The sequence below is a fragment of the Cellulomonas oligotrophica genome (genome assembly GCF_013409875.1).
In the GTDB taxonomy this organism is placed as follows: domain Bacteria; phylum Actinomycetota; class Actinomycetes; order Actinomycetales; family Cellulomonadaceae; genus Cellulomonas; species Cellulomonas oligotrophica.
Map to the genome: position 1 here is coordinate 2,410,828 of NZ_JACCBK010000001.1, position 21,990 is coordinate 2,432,817.

Genomic DNA, 21,990 nt, shown 5'->3' on the forward strand with positions numbered 1-21,990 from the left:
GAACGTGGCAGGGCCCTGCCCGGTTGGGGGTCACGACGCGCACGGTCGGGACGCGACGCGCGGGGCCGACCGGAGACCCGGTCGACCCCGCGCGGGGGCGTGCCTGCTGGTCAGGACCGGGCTGCCGCCCAGCTGGCGGGCCGGGGCCCACCGTCGACGGGGCCCGCGAGCTGCACGGCCTCACCCGTGGCCGCGTCCACGGACCACACGGTCATCGTCGGGTCGCCCCAGCCGGTGCCCGCGCTGACAAGGACGTGCCCGTCGCCCAGCGGCTGGGCCTCGAGCAGCTCGGTCCCGGCGGGCGCGTCCCACAGGGGCTCGAGACCGCCGGCCCACGTCGCCATCCCGCGCTGCTGACCGGCGACGTAGCCGACGACCAGGCCGGACGCGGACGGTGCGGAGGACTGCGCGAGCGGCGCCGGCTGGCCCGGTGCGACGGTCGTGACCTGCGTGGCCGTCGCCCCCGTGACGTCGACGACCGCGTACGCCTGCGCGTCGAGGGTGCCGCTCAGCGCCCCGAAGTCGAGGCACGTCGTCAGCAGCGTGGTCGGGTCGACCCAGCCGGCGGGCCGGCACGACCAGCCCTCCGGACCGGCGAGGTGCGACGTGGTCGCCCCGGTGTCGAGCGTGCGGACCTCGACGTGGTCCGACGGTCCGGACCCCCCGTCACCGAAGCTGGCGAGGTCGGGGCTCAGCGCGATGCGCGTGCCCGCGGCGTCGACGGCGGTCGCACCGTTCTGCACGCCCGCACGCAGGTTCGCGCCCAGCCGCTGGGTGCCGTCCGGGCCGAGCGCGACCAGCAGGACGCGCGAGGAGTCCTCCGGGTCGACGGTCCACCAGGTCTCGGCACCGTCGGCACGCCAGCCGGCGAACGTCGCCGCCGCTCCCAGGCCGCGAGGGTCGCTGGTCACGGCGCCGGTGCGCAGGTCCAGCACCGCCCGGCCGGAGCCGTCGGTCACGAGCGCCGTGCTCTCGCCGGCACGCCAGCCGGCCAGGCGCAGCGGGTCCGCGGCGTCCGTGACCAGGTACGGCGTGCCGTCGGGCGCGGCGAGGACGACAGGCACGGCGGCCCCCGGCGTCGTCGGCCCGTACGTCACCAGGGACCACCCGGCGCCGACCTCGTCGATCAGGCCGTCCGGGATGCGGTGCACGGTCAGCCCGTCGTCGCGCGGCAGGAGCTCGAGGACGGGCGCCTGCGCGGTCGGCTCCTGGGTGGGCGTCGGCGGCGGGGTGGGCGTGGGCGTCGGGGTGGGCGTCGCCGTCGCCGTGGCGGTCGGGCTCGGTGTCGCCACCGGCAGCGGCGTCGGGTCGGGCCGCAGGGCCCACACGGGCGTCGCCACGGCGACGACGACGGCGGCGGCCACACCGGTGCGCACGGCGGCGCGGCGGACCCGCCGACGGCGGACCTGCCGGTGCAGGGCCGCGCCCAGCCCGTCGGGCACGGGGACGGCGTCGAGGTGCTGGGCGCCGCGGTCGAGCGACGCCTTGAGCCGGGCGTTCAGGTCGTCAGTCACGCGGACCTCCCTCGGAGACGATCAGGTGGACAGGGTCGGAGTCGTCGGAGTCGACGGTCGTGCCCAGGCGGGCCTGGAGCGCTGCGACCCCGTCGGACGTGTACCTCTTGACGGCCCCCTCGCTGAGGCCGAGCACCGACGCGGTCTCCCGCACCGACAGGTCGTCGAGGTGCCGCAGCAGCACGCAGACCCGTTCCCGCGGGCTCAGCTCCGCGAGCGCGTCGACGAGGTCGGCGTCCAGGTGCTCGGCGACGTCGCTGTACGCCTCGCCGTCGATCATCTGCGCGACCCGGCCGACCGCCTTGAGCTCACGCAGCCGTCGACGGTGGCCGTCGACGAACCGTGTCGCGATCGCCCGTCGGACGTAGGCCTCGGCCTGCTCGACCGAGTCGAACCTGGCGCGGGCGGTGAACGTCGCGACGAGCGCGTCGTGCACCAGGTCCTGCGCGTCCGCGGTCGCGCGGGTCAGCAGCGCCGCCCGTGCCACCAGCGCCCCGTACCGCTCCTTGACGAGCGCGTCGAGCGCGTCTTCCCACCTGTGCGTCATGCACGTTCCCCCAGCACGGTCCCACCTCGTCCGCAGCACCCACGGGGTGCCTCGTGACACCCCTGCAAGGACAACGCTGCAGGTGCCCCGAACGGTTGGGGCACCTCGGCGCGCCCTGGACCAGTCGCCCGGTCGGCCGCAGGCGTCGAGGGGCGCGCTGCGGCGGGCACCGTAGCCTGGGCTGGTGCAGGTGATCTCCGACCTCCGGGCGCTCTGGCCGCTGACCGGCTTCCGGCGTCTGTTCGCCGTGCGGCTGGTCAGCCAGACCGCGGACGGCATGTTCCAGGTCGGGCTCGCGACCCTGTTCTTCTTCTCGCCGGAGAACGCGAGCACCGCGGCGGGTGTGGCCACGGCGTTCGCGGTGCTGCTGCTGCCGTTCACGATCGTGGGGCCGTGGGCCGGTGTGCTGCTCGACCGGTGGCGCCGCCGGCAGGTGCTCCTCGTCGGCAACCTCGTGCGGGTGGCGCTGACGCTGACGATCGCCGTGCTCATGGCGACCGTGGGCGTCGGGCCGGCCGTGTACGTGCTGGCGCTGGTGACGCTGTCGGTCAACCGGTTCCTGCTGGCCGCGCTGTCGGCGTCGTTGCCGAAGGTCGTCGACGGGCCGCTGCTGCTCACCGCCAACGCGGTGACCCCGACGCTGGGAGCGGCCGCGGCAGGTGTCGGCGGCGGCGTCGGCCTGGTGCTGGGTCTGCTCCTGCCGGCCGGGCGGGTGCGCGACGCGACGGCGCTGCTGGTGGCCGCGACCGTCATGGCGTGCGCGTCCGCGCTGGCCACACGGCTGGGTCGGGACCAGCTCGGCCCCGACGACCGTGCGGACGGCGCGCAGGTGCGCGCGGCGTTCGTCTCGCTGGCGCGCGGGCTGGGCGACGGCGCCCGGTACCTCGTCGCGCGGCGCACCCCCGCGCAGGCCCTGGGCATCATGGCGCTGCACCGGTTCTGCTACGGGGCGGTGTTCATCGCCAGCATCCTCATCTCCCGCAACCTGCTCGCCGACCCCGCGGACGCCCAGGCGGGCCTGGAGACGTTCGGCACGGTGCTGGCCGCCAGCGCCGTCGGGTTCGCCCTCGCGGTGGTGCTGACGCCGCTGCTCGTGCCCCGGGTCGGGCCGCACGCGTGGGTGGTCGGGTGCCTGCTGCTCGCCGTGGTCAGCCAGCTGCTGCTCGTGGTGACGGTCGACCGGGTCGCGGTGCTCGCGGCCGGCGGGGCCCTGGGTCTGGCGGCCCAGGGCGCGAAGATCGCGGTCGACACGATCGTGCAGCGCGACACGGCCGACGCGTTCCGCGGGCGGGCGTTCGCGCTGTACGACGTCATGTACAACGCGGCGTTCGTGGGCGCCGCGGCCCTCGCCGCGCTGACGCTGCCGGACACGGGCTGGTCCCGGCCGGTGTTCGCCGGCCTCGCGGCGGCCTACCTGGCCGGTGCCGTGCTGTTCGCGCTCGCCTCGCGCGAGCCGGTGGTGGTCGCCGCGCCCGCCGCGCGCGAGCCCGTCGCATGAGACGCGCGCCCGCCCCGTCGGGCCGGGTCACGGGCGAGGCGGTGCTCACGGGCGAGCTCGCCCGGCGGATCCTGCTCGACCAGTCGCTCGCCGTCGTCGTCTCCGACCCCCGCCTGCCGGACGACCCCGTGGTGTGGGCCAACGAGGCGTTCGAACGGATGACGGGCTGGACGTCGGCCGAGGTCGTGGGCCGCAACTGCCGGTTCCTGCAGTGCGCGGGCACGGACCCGGTGGCGGTGGCCCGGCTGCGGGACGCGCTCGCCGCGGGCGAGGACGCCGTGGAGCTGCTGCTCAACGCCCGCAAGGACGGGTCGCTGTTCTGGAACCAGCTGCTGGTCACGCAGCTGCGTGACGCAGACGGCGTGGTCACGCACCGTGTCGGCGTGCAGGTGGACGCGACGGCCCGGTCCGTCGGGGACGCGGCCCGCGACACCGAGCTCGCCCTCGCCCGGCAGACCGCGGCACGCCTGGCGCTGCTCGCCGAGGTCAGCGACGAGCTGACGCGGCACCTGGAGTACGCGGGCGCGGTCGACGCCCTCGCGGAGATCGTCGTGCCACGGACCGCGACGTGGGGGTTCGTCGCGGTGACGAACGAGCACGGCCGGTTCGAGCGGGTGCACGTCGTGGCGGCCGACCCGGCCCGCGCGGACGACGCCCGCGCCCTGGGCGAGGACGGCCCGGAGTGGCTGATCTACTCGCCCCGGGTGCAGGAGGCGCTGGCCTCGGGGCCCGACCACGTGGCGCAGGTCGACGTCGTGGACCACGCCTCGCTGCCGGCGCGCACCACGCCGCGCCAGCTCGAGCTGCTGGAGCGCCTCGGGCTGGGCTCCGCGCTGGTCGTGCCGCTGCGGGCGCGCGACCGGGCGCTCGGCGTGCTCGTCCTGGTGCACGAGCGCCCCGACGGGTTCACGCGGGACGTCGAGGTGACGGCCGCGCACCTGAGCCGTCGGGCCGGCGTCGTGCTGGAGAACGTGCGCCTCTACCTGGCGGAGCGGGAGGCCGCGCTGACCCTGCAGCGGAGCCTGCTGCCGGTGATCGGCGACGTCGCCGGGCTCGACGTCGCGGCGACGTACCTGCCGTCGGCGCGGATGGCCCAGGTGGGCGGGGACTGGTTCGACGCGTTCGCCCTGCCGGACGGGGCGGTGTGCCTGGCCGTCGGCGACGTGGTCGGGCACGACCTGCGGGCGGCGGCGTCGATGGGCCAGATGCGGTCGCTGCTGCGCGCGGCCGTGTGGGCGTCGCAGGGCCCGGGCGCGGCGCTGGCCAGGCTCGACGAGCTGGTGCGAGGCCTCGAGCTGCCGGACCTGGCCACGTGCGTGCTCGTGCGCTGGGATCCGGGGGGCGCCGGCGGCGCGCACCTGCGCTGGGCGTCGGCGGGTCACCCGCCGGGCCTGCTGCGGCTGCCGGACGGCACTGTCGTCGACCTCGACGGCGGGCGGACGACGCCCGTGGGGGTGCACGGGCAGGGCGCGGGGGCGCAGGCGGGGCGGGACGTGCCGCCGGGTGCGACGCTGGTGCTCTACAGCGACGGCCTGGTCGAGCGGCGGGACCGGGGCCTGCGCGACGGCGTGGCCCGGCTCCGCTCGGCGCTCGCCGCGGCACCGCCCGGCGGGAGCGCGGCCCAGGTCCGCGACGCGCTCGTCGCCGCGCTGGTCGACGGGCACCAGGAGGACGACGTGTGCCTCCTCGTCGTGCAGGACCCGGCGACCGACTGACTCTTCAGTCAGTCGGCTGACCGGTGGGTCGGTCGTCGCTGACGCCCGAGTCGGCCTGCCGTGCCGCCCACCACTCCTGCAGCAGCGCGCGGGCCGCGTCCTCGCCCAGCGGGCCGCGGTCGAGGCGCAGCTCGAGCAGGAACCGGTAGGCCTCGCCGACCACACGACCAGGGCCGATGCCGAGCGCGGCCATGATCTGCGTGCCGTCCAGGTCCGGACGGATCGACGCGAGCTCCTCCTGCTCCCGCAGGCGGGCGATGCGCACCTCGAGGTCGTCGTACGCGCGCGACAGGCGCTGGGCCTTGCGCTGGTTGCGCGTGGTGGAGTCCGACCGCGTCAGGCGGTGCAGCCGCTCGAGCAGGGGCCCGGCGTCCGTGACGTACCGGCGCACCGCCGAGTCCGTCCACTCCCCCTCGCCGTACCCGTGGAACCGCAGGTGCAGCTCGGTCAGCCGCGCGACGTCCTGCACCGTCTGCTTGTCGAACCGCAGGGCCTTGAGCCGCTTGGCCGCCATCTTCGCGCCGACGACCTCGTGGTGGTGGAAGCTCACGCCGCCGCCCTCCTCGAACCGTCGGGTGCGGGGCTTGCCGACGTCGTGCAGGAGCGCCGCCAGGCGCAGCACCAGGTCGGGGCCCGGCACCGCACCGTCCGGGCCGGTCTCCAGCGCCACGGCCTTCTCCAGCACCATGAGCGAGTGCTCGTACACGTCCTTGTGGCGGTGGTGCTCGTCGATCTCCAGCCGCAGGGCGGGCAGCTCGGGCAGCACGTGGTCCGCCAGGCCGGTGTCGACCAGCACCTCCAGGCCGGCCCGCGGGTGCTCCGCGAGCAGCAGCTTGGTCAGCTCGTCCCGCACCCGCTCGGCGGACACGATCGTGATGCGCTCGGCCATGTCGACGATCGCGGCCCGTGCGTCGTCGTCGAGCCGGAAGCCCAGCTGGGCCACGAACCGCGCCGCGCGCATCATGCGCAGGGGGTCGTCGTCGAAGGACTGCCGCGGGTCCACCGGTGTGCGCAGCACCCGGCGCGCGAGGTCGCCGAGCCCGTCGAACGGGTCGACGAACACCAGGTCGGGCACCCGCAGCGCCATCGCGTTCACCGTGAAGTCGCGCCGCGACAGGTCGCCCTCCAGGGTGTCGCCGAACGCGACGACGGGCTTGCGGGAGGTCGGGTCGTACTCGTCGGTGCGGTAGGTCGTCACCTCGACCACGACGTCGGCCGACGCGGCGCCGTGCCGCCCGGCGAACCGGCGCGCCCCGACCGTGCCGAACTCGCGGCCGATGTCCCAGTGCGCATCGCCCCACGCCGCCAGCAGCGGCTCCGCCTGGTCCGGCGACGCCGACGTCGCGAAGTCCAGGTCGTTGCTGGTCCGCCCGAGGAAGGCGTCGCGCACCGGACCGCCGACCAGGGCCAGCTCGTGCCCCTGCTCCCGGAACCGCTCCCCCAGCGCGAGGGCGTCGGGCGCGACGGTCGCGAGGACCTCGATGGCACGGCGCTGCAGCTGGTTCAGGGCAGGACGGTGGTCGTCAGGGCTGGTGGGCACCGCACCAGGGTGCCAGAGGTGCACGGCCCGACCGGCACCAGATCGGCCCGCGCACCGGCGATCCGGCGGTGGTGGACTCGTTACAGTTGTCCGCATGCCCAGCGCCGCCCGCCCGCCCGTGCCCGGGCGCGTGCCGGCGCCCCCGGGCGGCCACCCCCTGCGGATCGACCCCTCGCGGCTCACCCAGCGTCCCGCCCCGGCAGCCATGCCCGTCGTGGACGAGACCTCCGCGGGCGGCCTCGTCGTCACCCGTCGGCACGGGCTGTACGAGGCGGCCGTGATCGCCCGTCGCAACCGCGCGGGCCGCCTCGAGTGGTGCCTGCCGAAGGGCCACCTCGAGGGCGACGAGACCCCCGAGCAGGCCGCGGTCCGCGAGATCGCCGAGGAGACCGGCATCACCGGCCGCGTCCTGCGCCGCCTCGGCGTCATCGACTACTGGTTCTCCGGCGACGAGCACCGCGTGCACAAGGTCGTGCACCACTTCCTGCTCGGCGCCGTGCACGGCGAGCTCACGGTCGAGAACGACCCGGACGGCGAGGCCGAGGACGTCGAGTGGGTCGCCGTCGCCGCGCTCCCCGAGCGGCTGGCCTACCCGAACGAGCGCCGTCTGGCCGACACCGCCCGCACGGTGCTCGGCGACGACGCATGACGCCGACGCCCTCGGTCCGGCGCCGCCCGACGGCCCTGCGCCTGCTCGCCGGGGCGGCGGTGCTCGCGGTCGGCCTGCTCGGCGCGGCCGCGCCCGCCCAGCCGGCGTCCGCGACCACCGCGGGCACCGCCGCCGCGAGCACGACGCGTGCGCTGCCCGTCACGGTGCAGGTGCTCGACGTCGCGCCGACCGTCCTGCGGCCGGGCCAGGACCTCGTGGTCCGCGTCCGCCTGACCAACGACGGCACGACGACGATCGAGCGCCCCGGTGCCACCGTCCGGATCGAACGGATCCGCCCGGGCACCCGCGCGGAGCTGCAGGCGTGGCTCGACTCCCCCACCGACGCGGGCGGCCGGGTCGGCGCCTACGTGTCGGCCGCGACCTCCGACGTGCCGCTGGCACCCGGCGCGCAGACCGAGCTGGTCGCCACCGTGCGCGCCCAGGACGTCGGCCTCCTGGACCGCCCCGACGTCTGGGGGGCGCGCGGCCTGGCTGTCGAGGCCACCGACGGCGGCACCCGCGTCGGCCTCCAGCGCACCTTCGTGCTGTGGGCGCCCGAGGGGCAGTACACGCAGGCCCGCGTGTCCGTGGTCGCCCCGGTCGTCGGCGCCGCGACCGTGCCCGACGGCGTCGACGTCGACGCGCCCGGCCCCACCGCCGCGGACCTCACCGCCCCCGACGGCCGGCTGACGACGCTGCTCGACGCGGTCCGGCCGTTCGACGACGTCGCCCTCGCCGTCGACCCCGCGCTGCTCGCGGACGTGGCGAAGCCGCCCGCCGGCGACGAGACCCCGCCCGCACCGGACGACGACGCCACGGCCGGCCCGACGCAGGAACCCACGGCGACCGGCCCGGCCGGCACCGCCGCGCCCGGCGACGACGCCACCCCGGACCCGGGCGACGGCAGCGACGACCCCGTCCCGGGCGTCTCGCCCGCCTGGGCCGACGACCTGCGCTCGCTCGCCGCAGGACGCGACGTCGTCGCCCTGCCGTGGTCCGACCCCGACCTGGCCGCGCTCGCCCACGCCGGCGACACCGGGCTGCTCACCGCCGCGACCGACGCCACCTCCGCGGGCGTCGACGCCCTGGGGCTCACGGGCGCCCGTACGGACGTGCTGCTGGCACCGGGTCCCAGCACCGACCAGCCCACCGCCGAGCTCGCCGCCGAGGCCGGGGCCGAGGTGCTCGTCACCGCCGCAGGCGACCTCGCCGCCACCGGGGACGTCACCGTGGGCGCGCGGTCCGAGGTCACGACCGGCACCGGCACGCTGACCGCCCTCACCCCGGACCCGGTGCTGTCGCAGCTGCTCACCGACCCGACCGTGCTCGACCCCGCCGCGACGTCGGCGACCGCCCTGGCCCGCACCCTGGCGGAGCTGTCCGTCATCGCACGCGCCGGCACGCTGGCCCCGCCGCACGTGCTCGTGACCACGCCCCGCGCGTGGGAGGCCGACCCCGACCTGGTCGCCGCCGTGCTCACGGGCGTCCAGGAGGCACCGTGGTCGCGCACGACGCCGCTGACCGCGCTGCTCGGCACCACGTCGGGCACGGAGCAGCGGACCCCCCTGCCCGTGTCGACCACGGCCGAGACCGAGCTCGGGCCCGAGCAGGTCCGCCGCCTCGACGACGCACGCTCGGCGGCGATCGACTTCGCCCAGGTCAGCGACGACGCGACCGACCTGCTCGCGGGCCTCGACGAGGCGGTCCTCGCGCCGCTGTCGGTGGCGTGGCGGTCGGACGTCGGTGCACGTCAGACGCTCGTCGACGGGGTGGTCGCCGCCGTCGACGCGCGCCGGACCGGGCTGTCCATCGCTCCTCTGAGCACGCAGCGGATCATCAGCGCGAGCGGGGACCTGCGGTTCTCGGTCCGCAACGAGCTGGACGTGCCGGCGTCCGTGCGGATCGTCGCGAGCCCGCGCAAGGCGTGCCTGCGCACCGAGCCGAGCGAGCTCGTCACGCTCGAGCCCGGCGCCGAGCAGGTCGTGCCCGTACCGCTGCACGCCGTCGCCAACTGCGAGGTGCAGGTCGAGGCGGTCGTCACCACCTCGGCGGGCACCCCCGTGTCGCCGACGCTGACGTTCCAGGCGAGCGTCACGCCGACCATCGAGTCCGTGGGCACCGCCGTCGTCGGCGTGCTCCTGCTGGTCGGTCTCGTGCTGGGCATCGTCCGCACGGTCCGCCGGGGGCAGAGCGCGCGCCGCGGTGCGCGGCTCGTGCACGAGTCGGACGCCCGATCGCTGCCGGTGCTCGGCGGCATCCCGGAGGACGAGAAGTGAGCGAGGCGACGGTGTCCCAGAGCCCCCGAGGCGGTCTGTTCCGCGGTGCCGCCCTGATGGCGTCGGGCACCGCCGTGTCCCGCGCGCTGGGGTTCGTGCGCACGATGGTGCTGGTCGCGGCCGTCGGCGTCACCGGTCAGGCCGCCGACGCGTTCGCCGTGGCCAACAAGCTGCCCAACGTGCTCTACATGCTGCTCGCCGGCGGGGCGCTCAACGCGGTCCTCGTGCCGCAGGTGGTGCGGGCCTACAAGCGGGACGCCGGCCAGGAGTACGTCGACCGGCTGCTCACGCTCGGGTTCGCGCTGCTCGCCGGCTCGACGCTCCTGCTCACCGTCGCGTCGCCGCTGCTCGTGCGGCTCTACGCCGACCCGGGCGACCCCGCGCAGGTCGCGCTCGCCACCGCGTTCGCCTACTGGTGCGTGCCGCAGATGTTCTTCTACGGCGTCTACGGGCTGCTCGGGCAGGTGCTCAACGCCCGCGGGTCGTTCGGCCCGTACATGTGGGCGCCCGTGGTCAACAACGTCGTCTCCATCGTCGGCTTCCTGCTGTTCATCGCCGTGTTCGGCGGGGCGACGAACCCCGACGTGAGCAGCGCCGCCGGGTGGAGCGGGCTGCAGATCGGGTTGCTCGCGGGTGCTGCGACCCTCGGCATCGTCGCCCAGGCGCTGGTGCTGGTCCCCGCCCTGCGCGCGACGGGCGTGAGCTACCGGCCGCGCTGGGGGCTGCGCGGGTCGGGCCTGGGGCGTGCGGGGTCCGTCGCCACGTGGACCTTCGCCGGCCTCGCGATCGGTCAGATCGGCTACGTCGTCGTCTCCCGGGTCGCGTCGGCCGCGCCCCAGGGCTCCACGACGGTCGCCGGCAACGCGGCCTACGACCTGGCGTTCGTCCTTTTCATGCTGCCGCACTCGCTGGTCACGGTGTCCCTCGCGACCGCCCTGTTCACCCGGCTCTCGGCGCAGGCGACCGACAGGGACGCGGACGCCGCACGCGCGACCTTCTCGGTCGGCGTGCGGGTCGTCGGGGTGTTCACGCTGGTGGCGACCGCCCTGCTCGTGGTCCTCGCCGAGCCGCTCACCCGCATCGTCCTGCTCGGCGGGGCCGGGGTCGACGCGGCGGCACCGGTCGTGGCGGCGATGGCCGTGGGGCTCCCCGCGTTCGGGGCGTGGTCGATGTGCCAGCGCGTCTTCTACGCCTACGAGGACGCGAAGGGCATGGTGCCGATCCAGGTCGTCATGGCCGCCGTCGTCGTGGGCGGCACGTACCTGGGCCGGGCTCTGCTGCCGAGCAGCGGCTGGGTCGTCGGGATCGGGCTGGCGATGAGCGCGTCGTACGTCGTCGGGGCCGCGCTGGCGATGCTGCGCCTGCGCGGGCACCTGGGCACGGTCGACGCCCCGGCCATCGTCAGGACGCACCTGCTCGCGGGCCTGGCCGCGGCCGCCGCGTTCGGCGCCGGGTGGGGTGCGCGCCGCCTCCTGGACGACGTGCTGGGCAGCGGCGTCGGCGACGCGGCCCTCGAGTGCCTGGCCGTCTCGGCGGCCGTGGGTCTGGTGTACCTCGCCGCGCTGCGCCTGCTCCGGGTCCGCGAGCTCGACCTGCTGGCGGGTCCGCTGCTGCGCAAGCTCGGCCGTGGGGGCTCCCGACCCGTCTAGCATGGCCCCGCACGCGCCGTGCACATCGGTGGTCGCTCGAACGGAGGTGGGACGTGGTCGACGTCGTCGGACGGGGGACCGTGCTCGCGGGGCGGTACCGCGTGCTGGACCCGCTGCCCACCGACCTGGACGGCGTCGACGTGTGGCAGGCGACCGACCAGATCCTCGACCGCGGCGTGCGCGTGCGCGTCCTGGGCTCCGGCGCCGTCGCCCCGGCCCTGGACGCCGCCCGCCGTGCAGCGCTCGTCACCGACCCCCGGCTCGTGCGCGTGCTCGACGTCGGCACCCACGAGGGCGTCGGCTACGTCATCACCGAGCAGATCACCGGCGTGACGCTGGCCCAGCTCGTCGAGCGCGGCCCGCTGACCCCGGAGCAGGCACGTGCCGTCGTCGGCGAGGCCGCGGCCGCGCTCGAGGTCGCCCGCCGCCGCGGGGTCCACCACCTCGCGCTGCGCCCTTCGGTCGTGCACGTCTCCACCGACGGGCGCGTGCTCGTGTCCGGCCTGGCGCTGGACGCCGCGCTCGTCGGCAGCCCCGTCGGCGACGCGCGCGCGACCAGCCGTGCGGACACCGTCGACCTCGTGCGCGTGCTGTACACGGCGCTGACCGGCCGCTGGCCGATGTTCCACGACGACACGACCCCCGTGCGCGACCTGCAGCCCGCGCCGGTGCTCGACGGCTCCCCCGTGCCGCCCGCCGAGATCGTCATGGGCGTGCCCAACGACCTCGACACGCTGTGCAGCGTGACCCTCGGCCCGTACGAGGACGGCCCGCACTCCCCGGCCGAGCTCGTGCGCGAGCTGGAGCCGTGGGGCGAGATCCGCATCGGGCAGCCCGTCGAGCAGCCCACGGCCGCCTACGCGGCCACCGACCCGGCGGCGACGATGGTCGCCCCGCCCGTCGCTCCCCCGCAGCCCGTGCGCGTCGCACGGCAGTCGGTGCGGGCGGCGTTCGACGAGCTGCCTCCCGGCGCCGCCCGGCCGGGCACCCCGCCGCCGGCCGCCCCCGCCCGCAGCACGGGCCTGCCCGCCGCCAGCTGGACGGACACGCAGACGGGCGCCTTCGCCCCGCCGGAGGTGCCCGCGTCCCTGCCGCCCGTCGCCGCCGGCCGCCCCACGGGTCCCCAGCAGCGCACCGCCGGTCCGCCCGCCGCGATCCCGCCCGGCGGCGACGACGGCCAGGGCTGGGGTCCCGGGGCCCCCGGCAACGGCGACCCGTTCCCGTTCGCCGACGACGACCAGCCGCGCGAGAGCAAGTTCGACCCGACCGCGCTGGTCCTCGTCGTGGTGGGCGTCGTGCTGCTCGTCGGGCTCGTCTTCGCCGCGAGCTCGCTGTTCGCGGGCACCGGCGACCGGACGGCCGACCCGGCCGGCGGGACGTCGACCCAGCCGCAGGACCCGGGCACGGACGAGAGCCCCTCGTCCGAGGAGTCGCCGGAGCCGTCCGAGCCCGCCGTCCCGACCGACCCGCCCGCGATCGCCTCGATCCGCTCGATCGACCCGAACAGCCCGGAGGGTGAGAAGGAGGAGCTCGTCCCGCTCGCGATCGACAACGACCCGAGCACCTTCTGGTACACGTTCACGTACAACCGCCCGGACTTCGGCGGGCTCAAGCCGGCCGTCGGGCTCGAGGTGACGCTCCGCGACACCGCCCTCGTGAGCTCTGTGACGCTCGGCGTGAACGGCACCGGCGGCAACGTCGAGGTGCGGGCCACGACCATGGCCGCGCCGACGGAGGGCGAGGTCCTGGCCTCGGGCACGCTGGGTGCCCAGACGGTGCTGGAGTTCGACGAGCCGGTCGAGGCCGGCTCGCTCGTGCTGTGGTTCACCGAGCTGCCGACCAACTCCGAGGGCAAGTTCCGGCTCGAGGTCAACGACGTCAAGGTCGGCTGACGCCTGCCGTCCACCGGGGCGTCGCCGTCCCGGAACACACGGCGCCTACGATCGGTTGACGAGGCCAGGACCACCGACCACCGCCGCCCGCCGCCGCGGGCACCGACCGACCGAGGGACCCCGTGACCGCTGAGACGACCCAGACCCCCCGCACCGACGCCGTCGTCCGCGACGTCGTGATCGTCGGCTCCGGTCCCGCGGGCTACACCGCGGCGATCTACGCCGCCCGCGCCGGGCTCGCCCCCGTCGTCGTGGCCGGCTCCGTCACCGCCGGCGGCGCGCTCATGAACACCACCGAGGTGGAGAACTTCCCCGGCTTCCCCGACGGCGTCCAGGGCCCCGAGCTCATGGACTCCCTGCAGAAGCAGGCCGAGAAGTTCGGCGCCGAGGTGCTCTGGGACGACGCGACCTCGCTGGACCTCACGGGCGACGTCAAGGTCGTCACCACCGGCTCCGGCGACGTCTACCGTGCACGCTCCGTGATCCTGTCGACCGGCTCCGCGTACCGCGAGCTGGGCCTGGAGGACGAGAAGCGCCTGTCCGGTCACGGCGTCTCGTGGTGCGCCACCTGCGACGGCTTCTTCTTCCGCGACCAGGAGATCGTCGTCGTCGGCGGCGGCGACTCCGCGGTCGAGGAGGCGACGTTCCTCACGCGCTTCGGCCGCCGCGTGACGATGGTCCACCGCCGCGACACGCTCCGGGCCTCGAAGATCATGGCGGACCGCGCCGCGGCGGACCCGAAGATCGAGTTCGCGTGGAACTCCGAGGTCGTCGCGATCCACGGCCAGGACAAGGTCACCGGGCTCACGCTGCGCGACACGGTCACGGGCGAGACCCGCGAGATCGAGGCCGGCGGCGTGTTCGTCGCGATCGGCCACGTGCCGCGCACCGAGCTGCTGGTCGGCCAGGTCGAGCTCGACGAGAACGGCTACGTCGTCGTCCAGGGCCGCACCACGCTGACCAACATCCCCGGCGTGTTCGCCGCCGGCGACGTCGTGGACCACCGCTACCGCCAGGCCATCACGGCCGCCGGCTCCGGCTGCGCCGCCGCGCTCGACGCCCAGCACTACCTGTCCGGCCTGGTCGCGGACGTCGTGGACCCGCAGGTGCCCGGCGAGGCGCTCGTGACGACCGGCGCGGAGGTGGTCGCGTGAGCGTCGTCGACGTCACCGACGCGACCTTCGGCACCGAGGTCCTCGCGTCCGACCTGCCCGTCGTCGTGGACTTCTGGGCGACCTGGTGCGGCCCGTGCCGCATGGTCTCCCCCGTGCTCGACGAGCTCGCCGACGAGTACGAGGGCCGGGTCCGCGTCGTGAAGGTCGACACGGACGCCAACCCGGCGCTCACCGAGCAGTTCCACGTGCAGTCGATCCCGTTCATCGGCTTCTTCGTGGGCGGCGAGATGGTCGACTCCGTCATCGGGGCACGCCCCAAGGCGGCGTTCCGGGAGAAGATCGAGGAGATCGTCCCGGATCGGACCCCGCCGGCCTGACACCGGGCATGGAACGGTCGGTCGTCGCCCGGGTGTGGCGTGCCACACTCGGGGGATGACCTCCGTGCCCGAGCCCGACCGCAAGACGTCGGGACCCACCCCCACGTCCGCGGCCGCCACCGGCACCCGTCTCGACCCCTGGTTCGGCGCCTACGCCGAGCGCACGCACGGCATGCGCGCCTCCGAGATCCGCGCCCTGTTCGCCGTGGCCAACCGGCCCGAGGTGGTCTCGCTGGCGGGCGGCATGCCGTACCTCGACCGGCTGCCCCTCGACGTGCTGGCCGACATCGCCCAGCGGGTCGTCGCGCAGCGCGGCCTCGTGGCGCTGCAGTACGGGTCGGGGCAGGGCGACCCGACGCTGCGCGAGCAGATCCTCGAGGTCATGCGGCTCCAGGGCATCGACGCCCACCCGGACGACGTGGTCGTCACCACCGGCTCCCAGCAGGCGTTGGACCTGGTCACGCGCGTGTTCTGCGACCCGGGCGACGTCGTGGTCGCCGAGGCGCCGTCGTACGTCGGTGCGCTGGGCGTGTTCCGGGCGTACCAGGCCGACGTCGTGCACGTGCCGATCGACGAGCACGGTCTCGTGCCCGAGGCCCTCGACGAGACGCTGACCGCGCTCGCCGCTGCGGGCCGTCGCGCGAAGCTGCTGTACACCGTGCCGAACTTCCACAACCCCGCAGGGGTCTCGCTCGCCCTCGAGCGGCGTCCCCGCGTGCTCGAGGTCTGCCGGCGGCACGGCGTCCTCGTCGTCGAGGACGACCCGTACGGGCTGCTCGGCTTCGAGGGCGACCCGCGCCCCGCGCTGCGCTCCATGGACGACGAGGGCGTGCTGTACCTCGGCTCCTTCTCCAAGACGTTCGCCCCGGGCTACCGCGTCGGCTGGGTGGTGGCGCCGCACGCCGTCCGCGAGAAGCTCGTGCTGGCCAGCGAGTCCGCGATCCTCTCCCCGTCGAACGCGTCGCAGCTCACCGTCTCGACGTACCTGCAGACCTGCGACTGGCGCGCCCAGATCAAGGACTACCGCGAGATGTACCGGGAGCGGCGCGACGCCATGGTCGGCGCGCTCGCCGAGCTCATGCCCACCGCCTCGTGGACGGTGCCCGACGGCGGCTTCTACACGTGGGTCCGCCTGCCCGACGGCCTCGACGCCCGCGAGATGCTGCCCCGCGCGGTGACGGCCCTGGTCGCGTACGTCCCGGGGACGGCCTTCTACTTCGACGGCCGGGGCGCCGACCACATGCGGCTCTCGTTCTGCTACCCCACGCCTGAGCGGATCCGCGAGGGTGTGCGCCGGCTCGCCGGTGTCGTCGCAGGTGAGAGCGAGCTCGTCGACCTCTTCGGCCCCGGGACGCACCGGGCCGACCACGACGTGCAGACCCCCGGACCGGACGTGTCCTAACGTGGACGCCCCTGCTCGCGCCCCCCGCGTGGCCGTCCTGGCCGGCGGCCTGTCCCACGAGCGCGACGTCTCGCTGCGCAGCGGGCGTCGCGTCGCCGAGGCCCTGCGCTCGACGGGTGCCGAGGTCAGCGTGCACGACGTGGACGCCGACCTCGTCCCCGCGCTGCGCCAGCTCTCCCCCGACGTCGTCTGGCCCGTGCTGCACGGCGCCAGCGGCGAGGACGGATCGGTCCGTGACGTCGTGCGGATGATGGGGCTGCGGGTGCTCGGGACGGGTCCGCGCGCGTCCCGTGTGGCCTGGAGCAAGCCGATCGCCAAGACGGTCGTGGCTCGCGAGGGCGTCGCGACTCCGGACTTCGCGACGCTGCCGCAGTCGCTGTTCCGCGAGCTCGGCGCGGGAGCGGTCCTCGACATGCTGGTCGCGCGCCTCGGGCTTCCCCTCGTCGTCAAGCCCTCACGCGGCGGCTCCGCGCTCGGTGTCACGCTTGTCGAGCGGCGCGAGGACCTGCCGCAGGCCATGATCGCGTGCTTCTCGTACACCGACACGGCCCTCGTGGAGCGGGCGGTCGTCGGCGTCGAGGTGGCGGTGAGCGTGCTGGACACCGGCGACGGGCCGTTCGCGCTGCCGCCGGTCGAGATCGTGACCGACGGGCCGTACGACTACGACGCCCGCTACAACGCCGGCCGGACGCGGTACTTCGCACCCGCGCGGCTCGACGAGGCGACGACACGGGCCGTGCAGGACGTCGCGGTGCGCGCGCACGAGGCGCTCGGCCTCGAGCGGTTGTCGCGCACCGACCTCGTCGTCGACCCGGCGGGGACGCCGTGGTTCCTCGAGGTCAACGTCGCGCCGGGCATGACGGAGACGTCCCTGCTGCCCCAGTCGGCCGTCGCCGCAGGTCACGGGCTCGGGACGCTCTACCGCGCGCTGGTCGACGCGGCGGTGAGAGCGCCCGTCGCCACCGACTGAGGCGTCGGTCAGCACGCTGCCGCTGGTCAAGACGCTCTCAACGGGCGGCGACCGGCCCTCGCCCGTCGGGCCGACCGGGTGCCGCGCCGCCGCGGATCAGCCGCGGAGCAGACCCGGGTCGTCCGGCGCGAGCGTGTTGAGGATGCGGTTCAGGTCCTGCACGGATGCGAACTCCACGGTGAGGCGACCGCGCGTCTTGCCGAGGTCCACCTTGACGCGGGTCTCGAACCGGTCCGAGAGGCGCCCGGCCAGCTCGTCGAGCGCCTCGTTGCGCACCCCTGCCCGCGGCCGGGGGCGGCGGGTCGGCGCGGTCTCGTCACCGCCGAGCGCGACGATCTCCTCGACGGCGCGCACCGACAACCCTTCGGCCACGATCCGCTGAGCGAGCCTCTCGATGGCTGCCCCGTCGCTCAGGCCGAGCAGCGCACGCGCGTGACCTGCCGAGATGACGCCGGCAGCGACGCGACGCTGGACCAGGGGCGGCAGACGCAGCAGGCGCAGCGTGTTCGAGATCTGGGGCCGCGACCGGTGGATCCGCGTGGCCAGCTCGTCGTGCGTGCAGCCGAAGTCGTCGAGCAGCTGCTGGTAGGCGGCCGCCTCCTCGAGCGGGTTGAGCTGCGCGCGGTGCAGGTTCTCCAGGAGGGCGTCCCGGAGCATGTCCGCGTCGTCCGTCTCGCGGATGATCGCCGGGATGGTCTCCAGCCCCGCCTGCTGGGTGGCGCGCCACCGGCGCTCACCCATGATGAGCTCGTAGCCGTCACCCACGTCGCGGACGACGATCGGCTGGAGCACGCCGAGCTCGCGGATCGAGCCGACCAGCTCCTCCAGCGCGTCGTCGTCGAAGACCTGCCGCGGCTGGCGCGCGTTCGCCCGGATCGCGTCCACGGGCAGCTCGGCGAACCGGGCACCCGGCACGGGCACGAGGTCGGCGACGTCCGCCTTCCAGTCGTCGGACGCGGGCGCCGCCACGTGGCCGTCGTCGCCGGTGCTGACTGTGCCCTCGGCCGATCCGCTGACCTGCGACGACACCGCCGCACCGTCGGTCGCCCGGGCGGCCTCCACCGTCGCTGCTGCGGTCCCGGACGCGGCGTCCGGGTGCTCGGTGCCATCGGCCGCTCCCCCGTGGCGCGCCTGGTCGACGTCGGCCACCCGGTCTGCGGCCGCGGTGACGTCGTCGTCGGCCGCGACCGGGCCGGACTCGGCCGTGCCCGCACGACTCTCCGCCCCGTGGTCCGGGCTGGTCTCCTGCGCACGGTCAGGCGTGGTCTCGTCGGGAGCGGCACCGCCCGGCGTGACCTGCCCCGCGTTCCCGTCCGTGCTCGCCGCAGCGTCGGCGGAGGGCTCGGTCGCCTCGACGGCCGCCTGCTCCTGCGCCGCCTGCGCCGCGGCCGCGGCCTTGCGGTTGTCGGGGAAGAAGACGTCGACGGGCCGGTCGGCACCGGTGCTCCGGCTGCCGTCGAGCCCCGTGGGGATCAGTGCACCGAGCCCTCGGCCCAGTCCACGGCGCTTCTCGCTCACATGTCCTCCTGCGTCGCGGCCGGGGCTGCGGTCGCACCGACGGTCTCGATCGTGCCGCCGGCTCCGGGCGCAGCGCGCTCGGCCAGCTCCCGGGCTGCCTCGAGGTAGGCGAGCGCCCCGGACGACCCGGCGTCGTAGGTCATCACGGTCTGGCCGTAGCTCGGCGCCTCGGAGATGCGCACCGACCGCGGCACGGTGGTCCGCAGCGTCCGTTCGGGGAAGTGCGTCCGCACCTCGTCCGCCACCTGCTGGGCCAGGTTGGTCCGCGCGTCGTACATGGTCAGCAGGATCGTCGACACCTCGAGCGCGGGATTCAGGTGCGCCTGGATGAGGTCGATCGTCTTGAGCAGCTGGGAGAGACCCTCGAGCGCGTAGTACTCGCACTGAATCGGGATCAGCACCTCACGTGCCACGACGAACGCGTTGACGGTGAGCAGACCGAGACTCGGGGGGCAGTCCACGAACACGTAGTCGATCGGCTCGTGCCCGTTGTCGCTGCGCCACTGGAGGTACTGCTCGAGGGCGGTGCGCAGCCGCGTCTCGCGGGCCACCATGGAGACCAGCTCGATCTCCGCGCCCGACAGGTCGATCGTGGCCGGCAGGCACCAGAGGCCGGGCACCTCGGGGCTCTCCTGGACCGCGCCGTGCATCGGCGCACCGTCCACGAGCACCTCGTAGATCGAGGGCGTCCCCGCACGGTGCTCGATGCCCAGCGCCGTCGAGGCGTTGCCCTGGGGGTCGTTGTCGAGCACGAGCACCTGCAGGCCGGCCTGCGCGAGCGCAGCGGCGAGGTTCACCGTCGTCGTCGTCTTGCCGACGCCACCCTTCTGGTTCGCCACGGTGATGACGCGCGTCGCGGGCGGGCGCGGGAACCGTCGGCCGCGCAGCTCGATCCGGCGGCGCGCGTCGAGCTGGAGCTCGGCCATCAGCGGGGTGTCCGCGTCCGCGGCGGGCAGGCTCTGCACGAGGGCGGCCCGACGGGCGTCGTCCGCGTCGATCGATGCGTTCATGCTGGTCACAGGCTCAGGGCTGTTCGCGTCGACCAGGCTCCCGGCCTCACGGTCGACCTCGGCAGCGCGGGCCGCGTCTCCTCTGTCCGTCTCGCTGGGGGACGTTCCCACGAGGCGCCCGGGCTGCAGCGCAGCGGGGGCGTCGTGCGATCCGCCATGGTCGCCCGGCGGGGGCGGCGTGATCGCCGGCTCCGACCCGTCGAGCGGAGCCTCAGTCTGCCATGCGTAGGCCGCTCCGAGCTGGGCCACCGAGACCGGCTGCGGACGCCCGCCGGTCCGTCGCGGACGGGCGTCCCCCGACGCCCCGGCCGGGCTCTCCAGAGCCTCACCCGCGCTGCCTGTGACGGCATGAGCACCGGTTTCACGTGGAACATCACCACCGGCTGCCCGCGTGCCTGCGTCGGCGGCGCTCGTTTCACGTGGAACGTCGGCGACCACGCCGGCGCGAGACCCATCCCGAAGGGCCTCCTCGCTCGGCACTGCGTCCCCCTGAACCGCGGGATCCGGCTCCGCCGCGTCGCGCGCACCGTCGCTCGGTACGGCACCGACCGCGCCCGGGGAGCGTGGCATCACGGCATCCGCTACAGCGGCACCCGCCGGTGCAGCGTCAGGCGCTGGAGCCACAGGCGCTGCGGCATCAGGAACTCGGGCATCAGGAACTCGGGCATCAGGAACTCGGGCATCAGGAACGACGGCATCAAGCGCTGCGGCGTCAGGAGATGCCGTCCCCGGTGCGGCGTCGTCCGGGAACACGCGGGCCGTAGCAGATGCGCCGCGGGCAGCGTCTGAACCCTCGTCCCGAGCGACCTGTGCTCTGTCGTCCGGCTGCCCACGAACTGCGCCGGGACGGCTGTCCGGGGTGCCCGGCTCGGCCGTGGGCCGTGGCGTTTCACGTGAAACACCGAACTCCACAGACTCACGGGTCCAGCGCTGGGCGCCTCCGGTGTCCTGGTACCGGGGCGAGGCGTCCTCCCCCGCACTTCCCCGGTCGAGTCCCTCCTGGGGCGTGCCGGTCCCGTCGCCACCGCCGACGGGCCAGGACTGCACCACGCCCGGCAGGTCCGTGCGCGCCGGGGGTTCGTCGATCAGCGCCCGCGTCGTCGGACCCTCGCCGCTCCGGAGCCCGGCTGCCCGGGACTCACCGCCCCGAAGCCCGCTGCCGTCGACCACCTCGTCCGACGCGCGACCGCTCTGATCGCCTGGACCACCCGCTGCATCCCGCTCGTCCCAGTGGTCGGGCGCGGCAGCTCCGCCCGCAGCCGGACCCGGAGCTGGGGCCCCGATCGAGCCGGGAGCGTCGCCTTCCTGTCCCCCGGCGCCAGGCACGGTGACACCCTGCGTGAAGGACGTCGCCGCAGCGGAGGGCGTCCCGCGGCCCGAGGCGGTACGGGCATCCGCCTCCCGGAGGCGCTGAGCCTCTTGAGCGAGCCGCTCCTGCTCCTGCCGCTTCTTCCTACCGAACACGACCGGGCCTCCCCCGCTCGGCGGTGACCACACGCGCGGCCGCGACTCCCTGGATCGTCTCGGACGCGCGCACCTGTGCTCCGATCATGCCCGTCTCCTTCGCCGCGCGCGTCGCGGCGAGCACCTCGTCGTCGGCCCGCTCTCCCTTGAGCGCGACGAGGGTCCCGCCGGCCCTGAGGATCGGAGCGGTCCAGCGGTAGAGCTTGTCGAGCGAGGCGACCGCGCGGACGGTCACCGCGTCGGCCACGCCCTCGTCCATCTCCTGCGCGCGTCCGCGCCGGATCTCGACGTTCGCGAGCCCCGTGGCGGACACCACGTCGCCGAGCCAGACGACACGGCGCTCCATCGGCTCGAGGAGGACGACAGCCGCCTCGGGCAGCATGGCCGCGGCGACGATGCCAGGCAGTCCGGCCCCGGAGCCGACGTCGACGATGACGCCACGCTGCGGGAGGAACGGCACGACCGCCGCAGAGTTGAGCAGGTGCCGCTCCCAGAGGCGTGGCACCTCGCGCGGCCCGATGAGGCCGCGGAGCTCGCCCTCGGTGACCAGCATCCGGTGGAAGCCCTCGACCGCAGGCCACGCCGGGCCGAAGAACGTCTCGAGCCGTGGGTCACCGATCCAAGGATCGACCTCGACGTCGTCGATCCCGTCGTTCGTCGACGCCACGACCACGCATCCTCCTCGGTTCCACGTGAAACACCATTCCACGTCTCGGGGTGCAGCGACGGACGCAGCACGACGTTCGCTCACGGTACCCCGCAGTGCAACGCAGCCCCGGCGCCACGCGCGCGCGACGCGCCAGGTGGGCGAATGGTCCGATCTCTGCGTCGACCGATGGCCGCCCGGGCTGCAG

General features: G+C 75.1%; 16 protein-coding genes. 10 read left to right on the plus strand and 6 right to left on the minus strand.

Annotated features, from left to right (window positions below; translation table 11 throughout):
* Positions 1 to 110: 110 nt before the first annotated feature.
* Together BKA21_RS10955 and BKA21_RS10960 are read right to left on the minus strand one after the other, a co-directional pair.
* A complete protein-coding gene (locus BKA21_RS10955; protein WP_140458223.1) occupies positions 111 to 1,514 on the minus strand; it encodes a hypothetical protein in 1,404 nt (467 codons plus the stop codon).
* Entirely contained in the window at positions 1,507 to 2,061 is a 555-nt protein-coding gene (locus tag BKA21_RS10960) for a sigma-70 family RNA polymerase sigma factor (RefSeq protein ID WP_140458224.1), read from the minus strand. The genes BKA21_RS10955 and BKA21_RS10960 overlap by 8 nt, the downstream gene beginning before the upstream one ends.
* Positions 2,062 to 2,245: 184 nt before the next feature.
* Here BKA21_RS10960 and BKA21_RS10965 point away from each other — a divergent pair, with 184 nt between their 5' ends.
* Positions 2,246 to 3,559: an MFS transporter gene (locus tag BKA21_RS10965; RefSeq protein WP_140458225.1), complete on the plus strand. Its 1,314-nt coding sequence runs from the start codon at positions 2,246 to 2,248 to the stop codon at positions 3,557 to 3,559.
* Positions 3,556 to 5,274, plus strand: coding sequence for a SpoIIE family protein phosphatase (locus BKA21_RS10970; protein WP_140458226.1), 1,719 nt, complete (start codon positions 3,556 to 3,558; stop codon positions 5,272 to 5,274). The genes BKA21_RS10965 and BKA21_RS10970 overlap by 4 nt, the downstream gene beginning before the upstream one ends.
* Before the next feature lie 4 nt (positions 5,275 to 5,278).
* Here the strand turns inward: BKA21_RS10970 and BKA21_RS10975 are convergent, their stop codons facing one another.
* Positions 5,279 to 6,814, minus strand: coding sequence for a CCA tRNA nucleotidyltransferase (locus BKA21_RS10975; RefSeq protein ID WP_239073028.1), 1,536 nt, complete (start codon positions 6,812 to 6,814; stop codon positions 5,279 to 5,281).
* A 94-nt stretch (positions 6,815 to 6,908) separates the two neighbouring features.
* Here BKA21_RS10975 and BKA21_RS10980 point away from each other — a divergent pair, with 94 nt between their 5' ends.
* The 8 genes from BKA21_RS10980 (at position 6,909) to BKA21_RS11015 (ending at position 17,144) form a co-directional block, all read left to right on the plus strand.
* Positions 6,909 to 7,463, plus strand: coding sequence for an NUDIX hydrolase (locus tag BKA21_RS10980; protein WP_140458228.1), 555 nt, complete (start codon positions 6,909 to 6,911; stop codon positions 7,461 to 7,463).
* A complete protein-coding gene (locus BKA21_RS10985) occupies positions 7,460 to 9,739 on the plus strand; it encodes a DUF6049 family protein (protein ID WP_140458229.1) in 2,280 nt (759 codons plus the stop codon). The genes BKA21_RS10980 and BKA21_RS10985 overlap by 4 nt, the downstream gene beginning before the upstream one ends.
* A complete protein-coding gene (gene murJ / locus BKA21_RS10990) occupies positions 9,736 to 11,388 on the plus strand; it encodes a murein biosynthesis integral membrane protein MurJ (protein ID WP_239073027.1) in 1,653 nt (550 codons plus the stop codon). Before BKA21_RS10985 ends, murJ begins: the two co-directional genes overlap by 4 nt.
* Before the next feature lie 53 nt (positions 11,389 to 11,441).
* Positions 11,442 to 13,280, plus strand: coding sequence for a protein kinase family protein (locus BKA21_RS10995; protein ID WP_140458230.1), 1,839 nt, complete (start codon positions 11,442 to 11,444; stop codon positions 13,278 to 13,280).
* 122 nt (positions 13,281 to 13,402) lie between these two features.
* Positions 13,403 to 14,434, plus strand: coding sequence for a thioredoxin-disulfide reductase (gene trxB, locus BKA21_RS11000; protein WP_140458231.1), 1,032 nt, complete (start codon positions 13,403 to 13,405; stop codon positions 14,432 to 14,434).
* A complete protein-coding gene (gene trxA, locus BKA21_RS11005; protein WP_140458232.1) occupies positions 14,431 to 14,772 on the plus strand; it encodes a thioredoxin in 342 nt (113 codons plus the stop codon). Before trxB ends, trxA begins: the two co-directional genes overlap by 4 nt.
* A 55-nt stretch (positions 14,773 to 14,827) precedes the next feature.
* The gene (locus tag BKA21_RS11010) at positions 14,828 to 16,174 is read left to right on the plus strand and encodes an aminotransferase-like domain-containing protein (protein ID WP_140458233.1); all 1,347 of its coding nucleotides are present in this window, start codon (positions 14,828 to 14,830) and stop codon (positions 16,172 to 16,174) included.
* A 1-nt stretch (position 16,175) separates the two neighbouring features.
* On the plus strand, positions 16,176 to 17,144 hold the full coding sequence (locus tag BKA21_RS11015) for a D-alanine--D-alanine ligase family protein (RefSeq protein ID WP_140458234.1): 969 nt from the start codon (positions 16,176 to 16,178) through the stop codon (positions 17,142 to 17,144).
* A gap of 96 nt (positions 17,145 to 17,240) precedes the next feature.
* On the opposite strand, the gene BKA21_RS11020 is transcribed toward BKA21_RS11015, so the two are convergent.
* From BKA21_RS11020 to rsmG, 3 genes are all read right to left on the minus strand, one after another.
* On the minus strand, positions 17,241 to 18,662 hold the full coding sequence (locus BKA21_RS11020) for a ParB/RepB/Spo0J family partition protein (RefSeq protein ID WP_140458235.1): 1,422 nt from the start codon (positions 18,660 to 18,662) through the stop codon (positions 17,241 to 17,243).
* Positions 18,659 to 19,672: a ParA family protein gene (locus tag BKA21_RS11025; RefSeq protein ID WP_275406429.1), complete on the minus strand. Its 1,014-nt coding sequence runs from the start codon at positions 19,670 to 19,672 to the stop codon at positions 18,659 to 18,661. Before BKA21_RS11025 ends, BKA21_RS11020 begins: the two co-directional genes overlap by 4 nt.
* 1,453 nt (positions 19,673 to 21,125) lie before the next feature.
* A complete protein-coding gene (gene rsmG, locus BKA21_RS11030) occupies positions 21,126 to 21,803 on the minus strand; it encodes a 16S rRNA (guanine(527)-N(7))-methyltransferase RsmG (protein WP_239073030.1) in 678 nt (225 codons plus the stop codon).
* Positions 21,804 to 21,990 lie beyond the last annotated feature (187 nt).

Coding starts and splice junctions, on each gene's coding strand:
- BKA21_RS11025 (WP_275406429.1), bottom strand. CDS start 19,672: ATGAACGCATCGATCGACGCGGACGACGCCCGTCGGGCCGCCCTCGTG.
- BKA21_RS10960 (WP_140458224.1), bottom strand. CDS start 2,061: ATGACGCACAGGTGGGAAGACGCGCTCGACGCGCTCGTCAAGGAGCGG.
- BKA21_RS10985 (WP_140458229.1), top strand. CDS start 7,460: ATGACGCCGACGCCCTCGGTCCGGCGCCGCCCGACGGCCCTGCGCCTG.
- BKA21_RS10970 (WP_140458226.1), top strand. CDS start 3,556: ATGAGACGCGCGCCCGCCCCGTCGGGCCGGGTCACGGGCGAGGCGGTG.
- BKA21_RS11010 (WP_140458233.1), top strand. CDS start 14,828: ATGACCTCCGTGCCCGAGCCCGACCGCAAGACGTCGGGACCCACCCCC.
- BKA21_RS10980 (WP_140458228.1), top strand. CDS start 6,909: ATGCCCAGCGCCGCCCGCCCGCCCGTGCCCGGGCGCGTGCCGGCGCCC.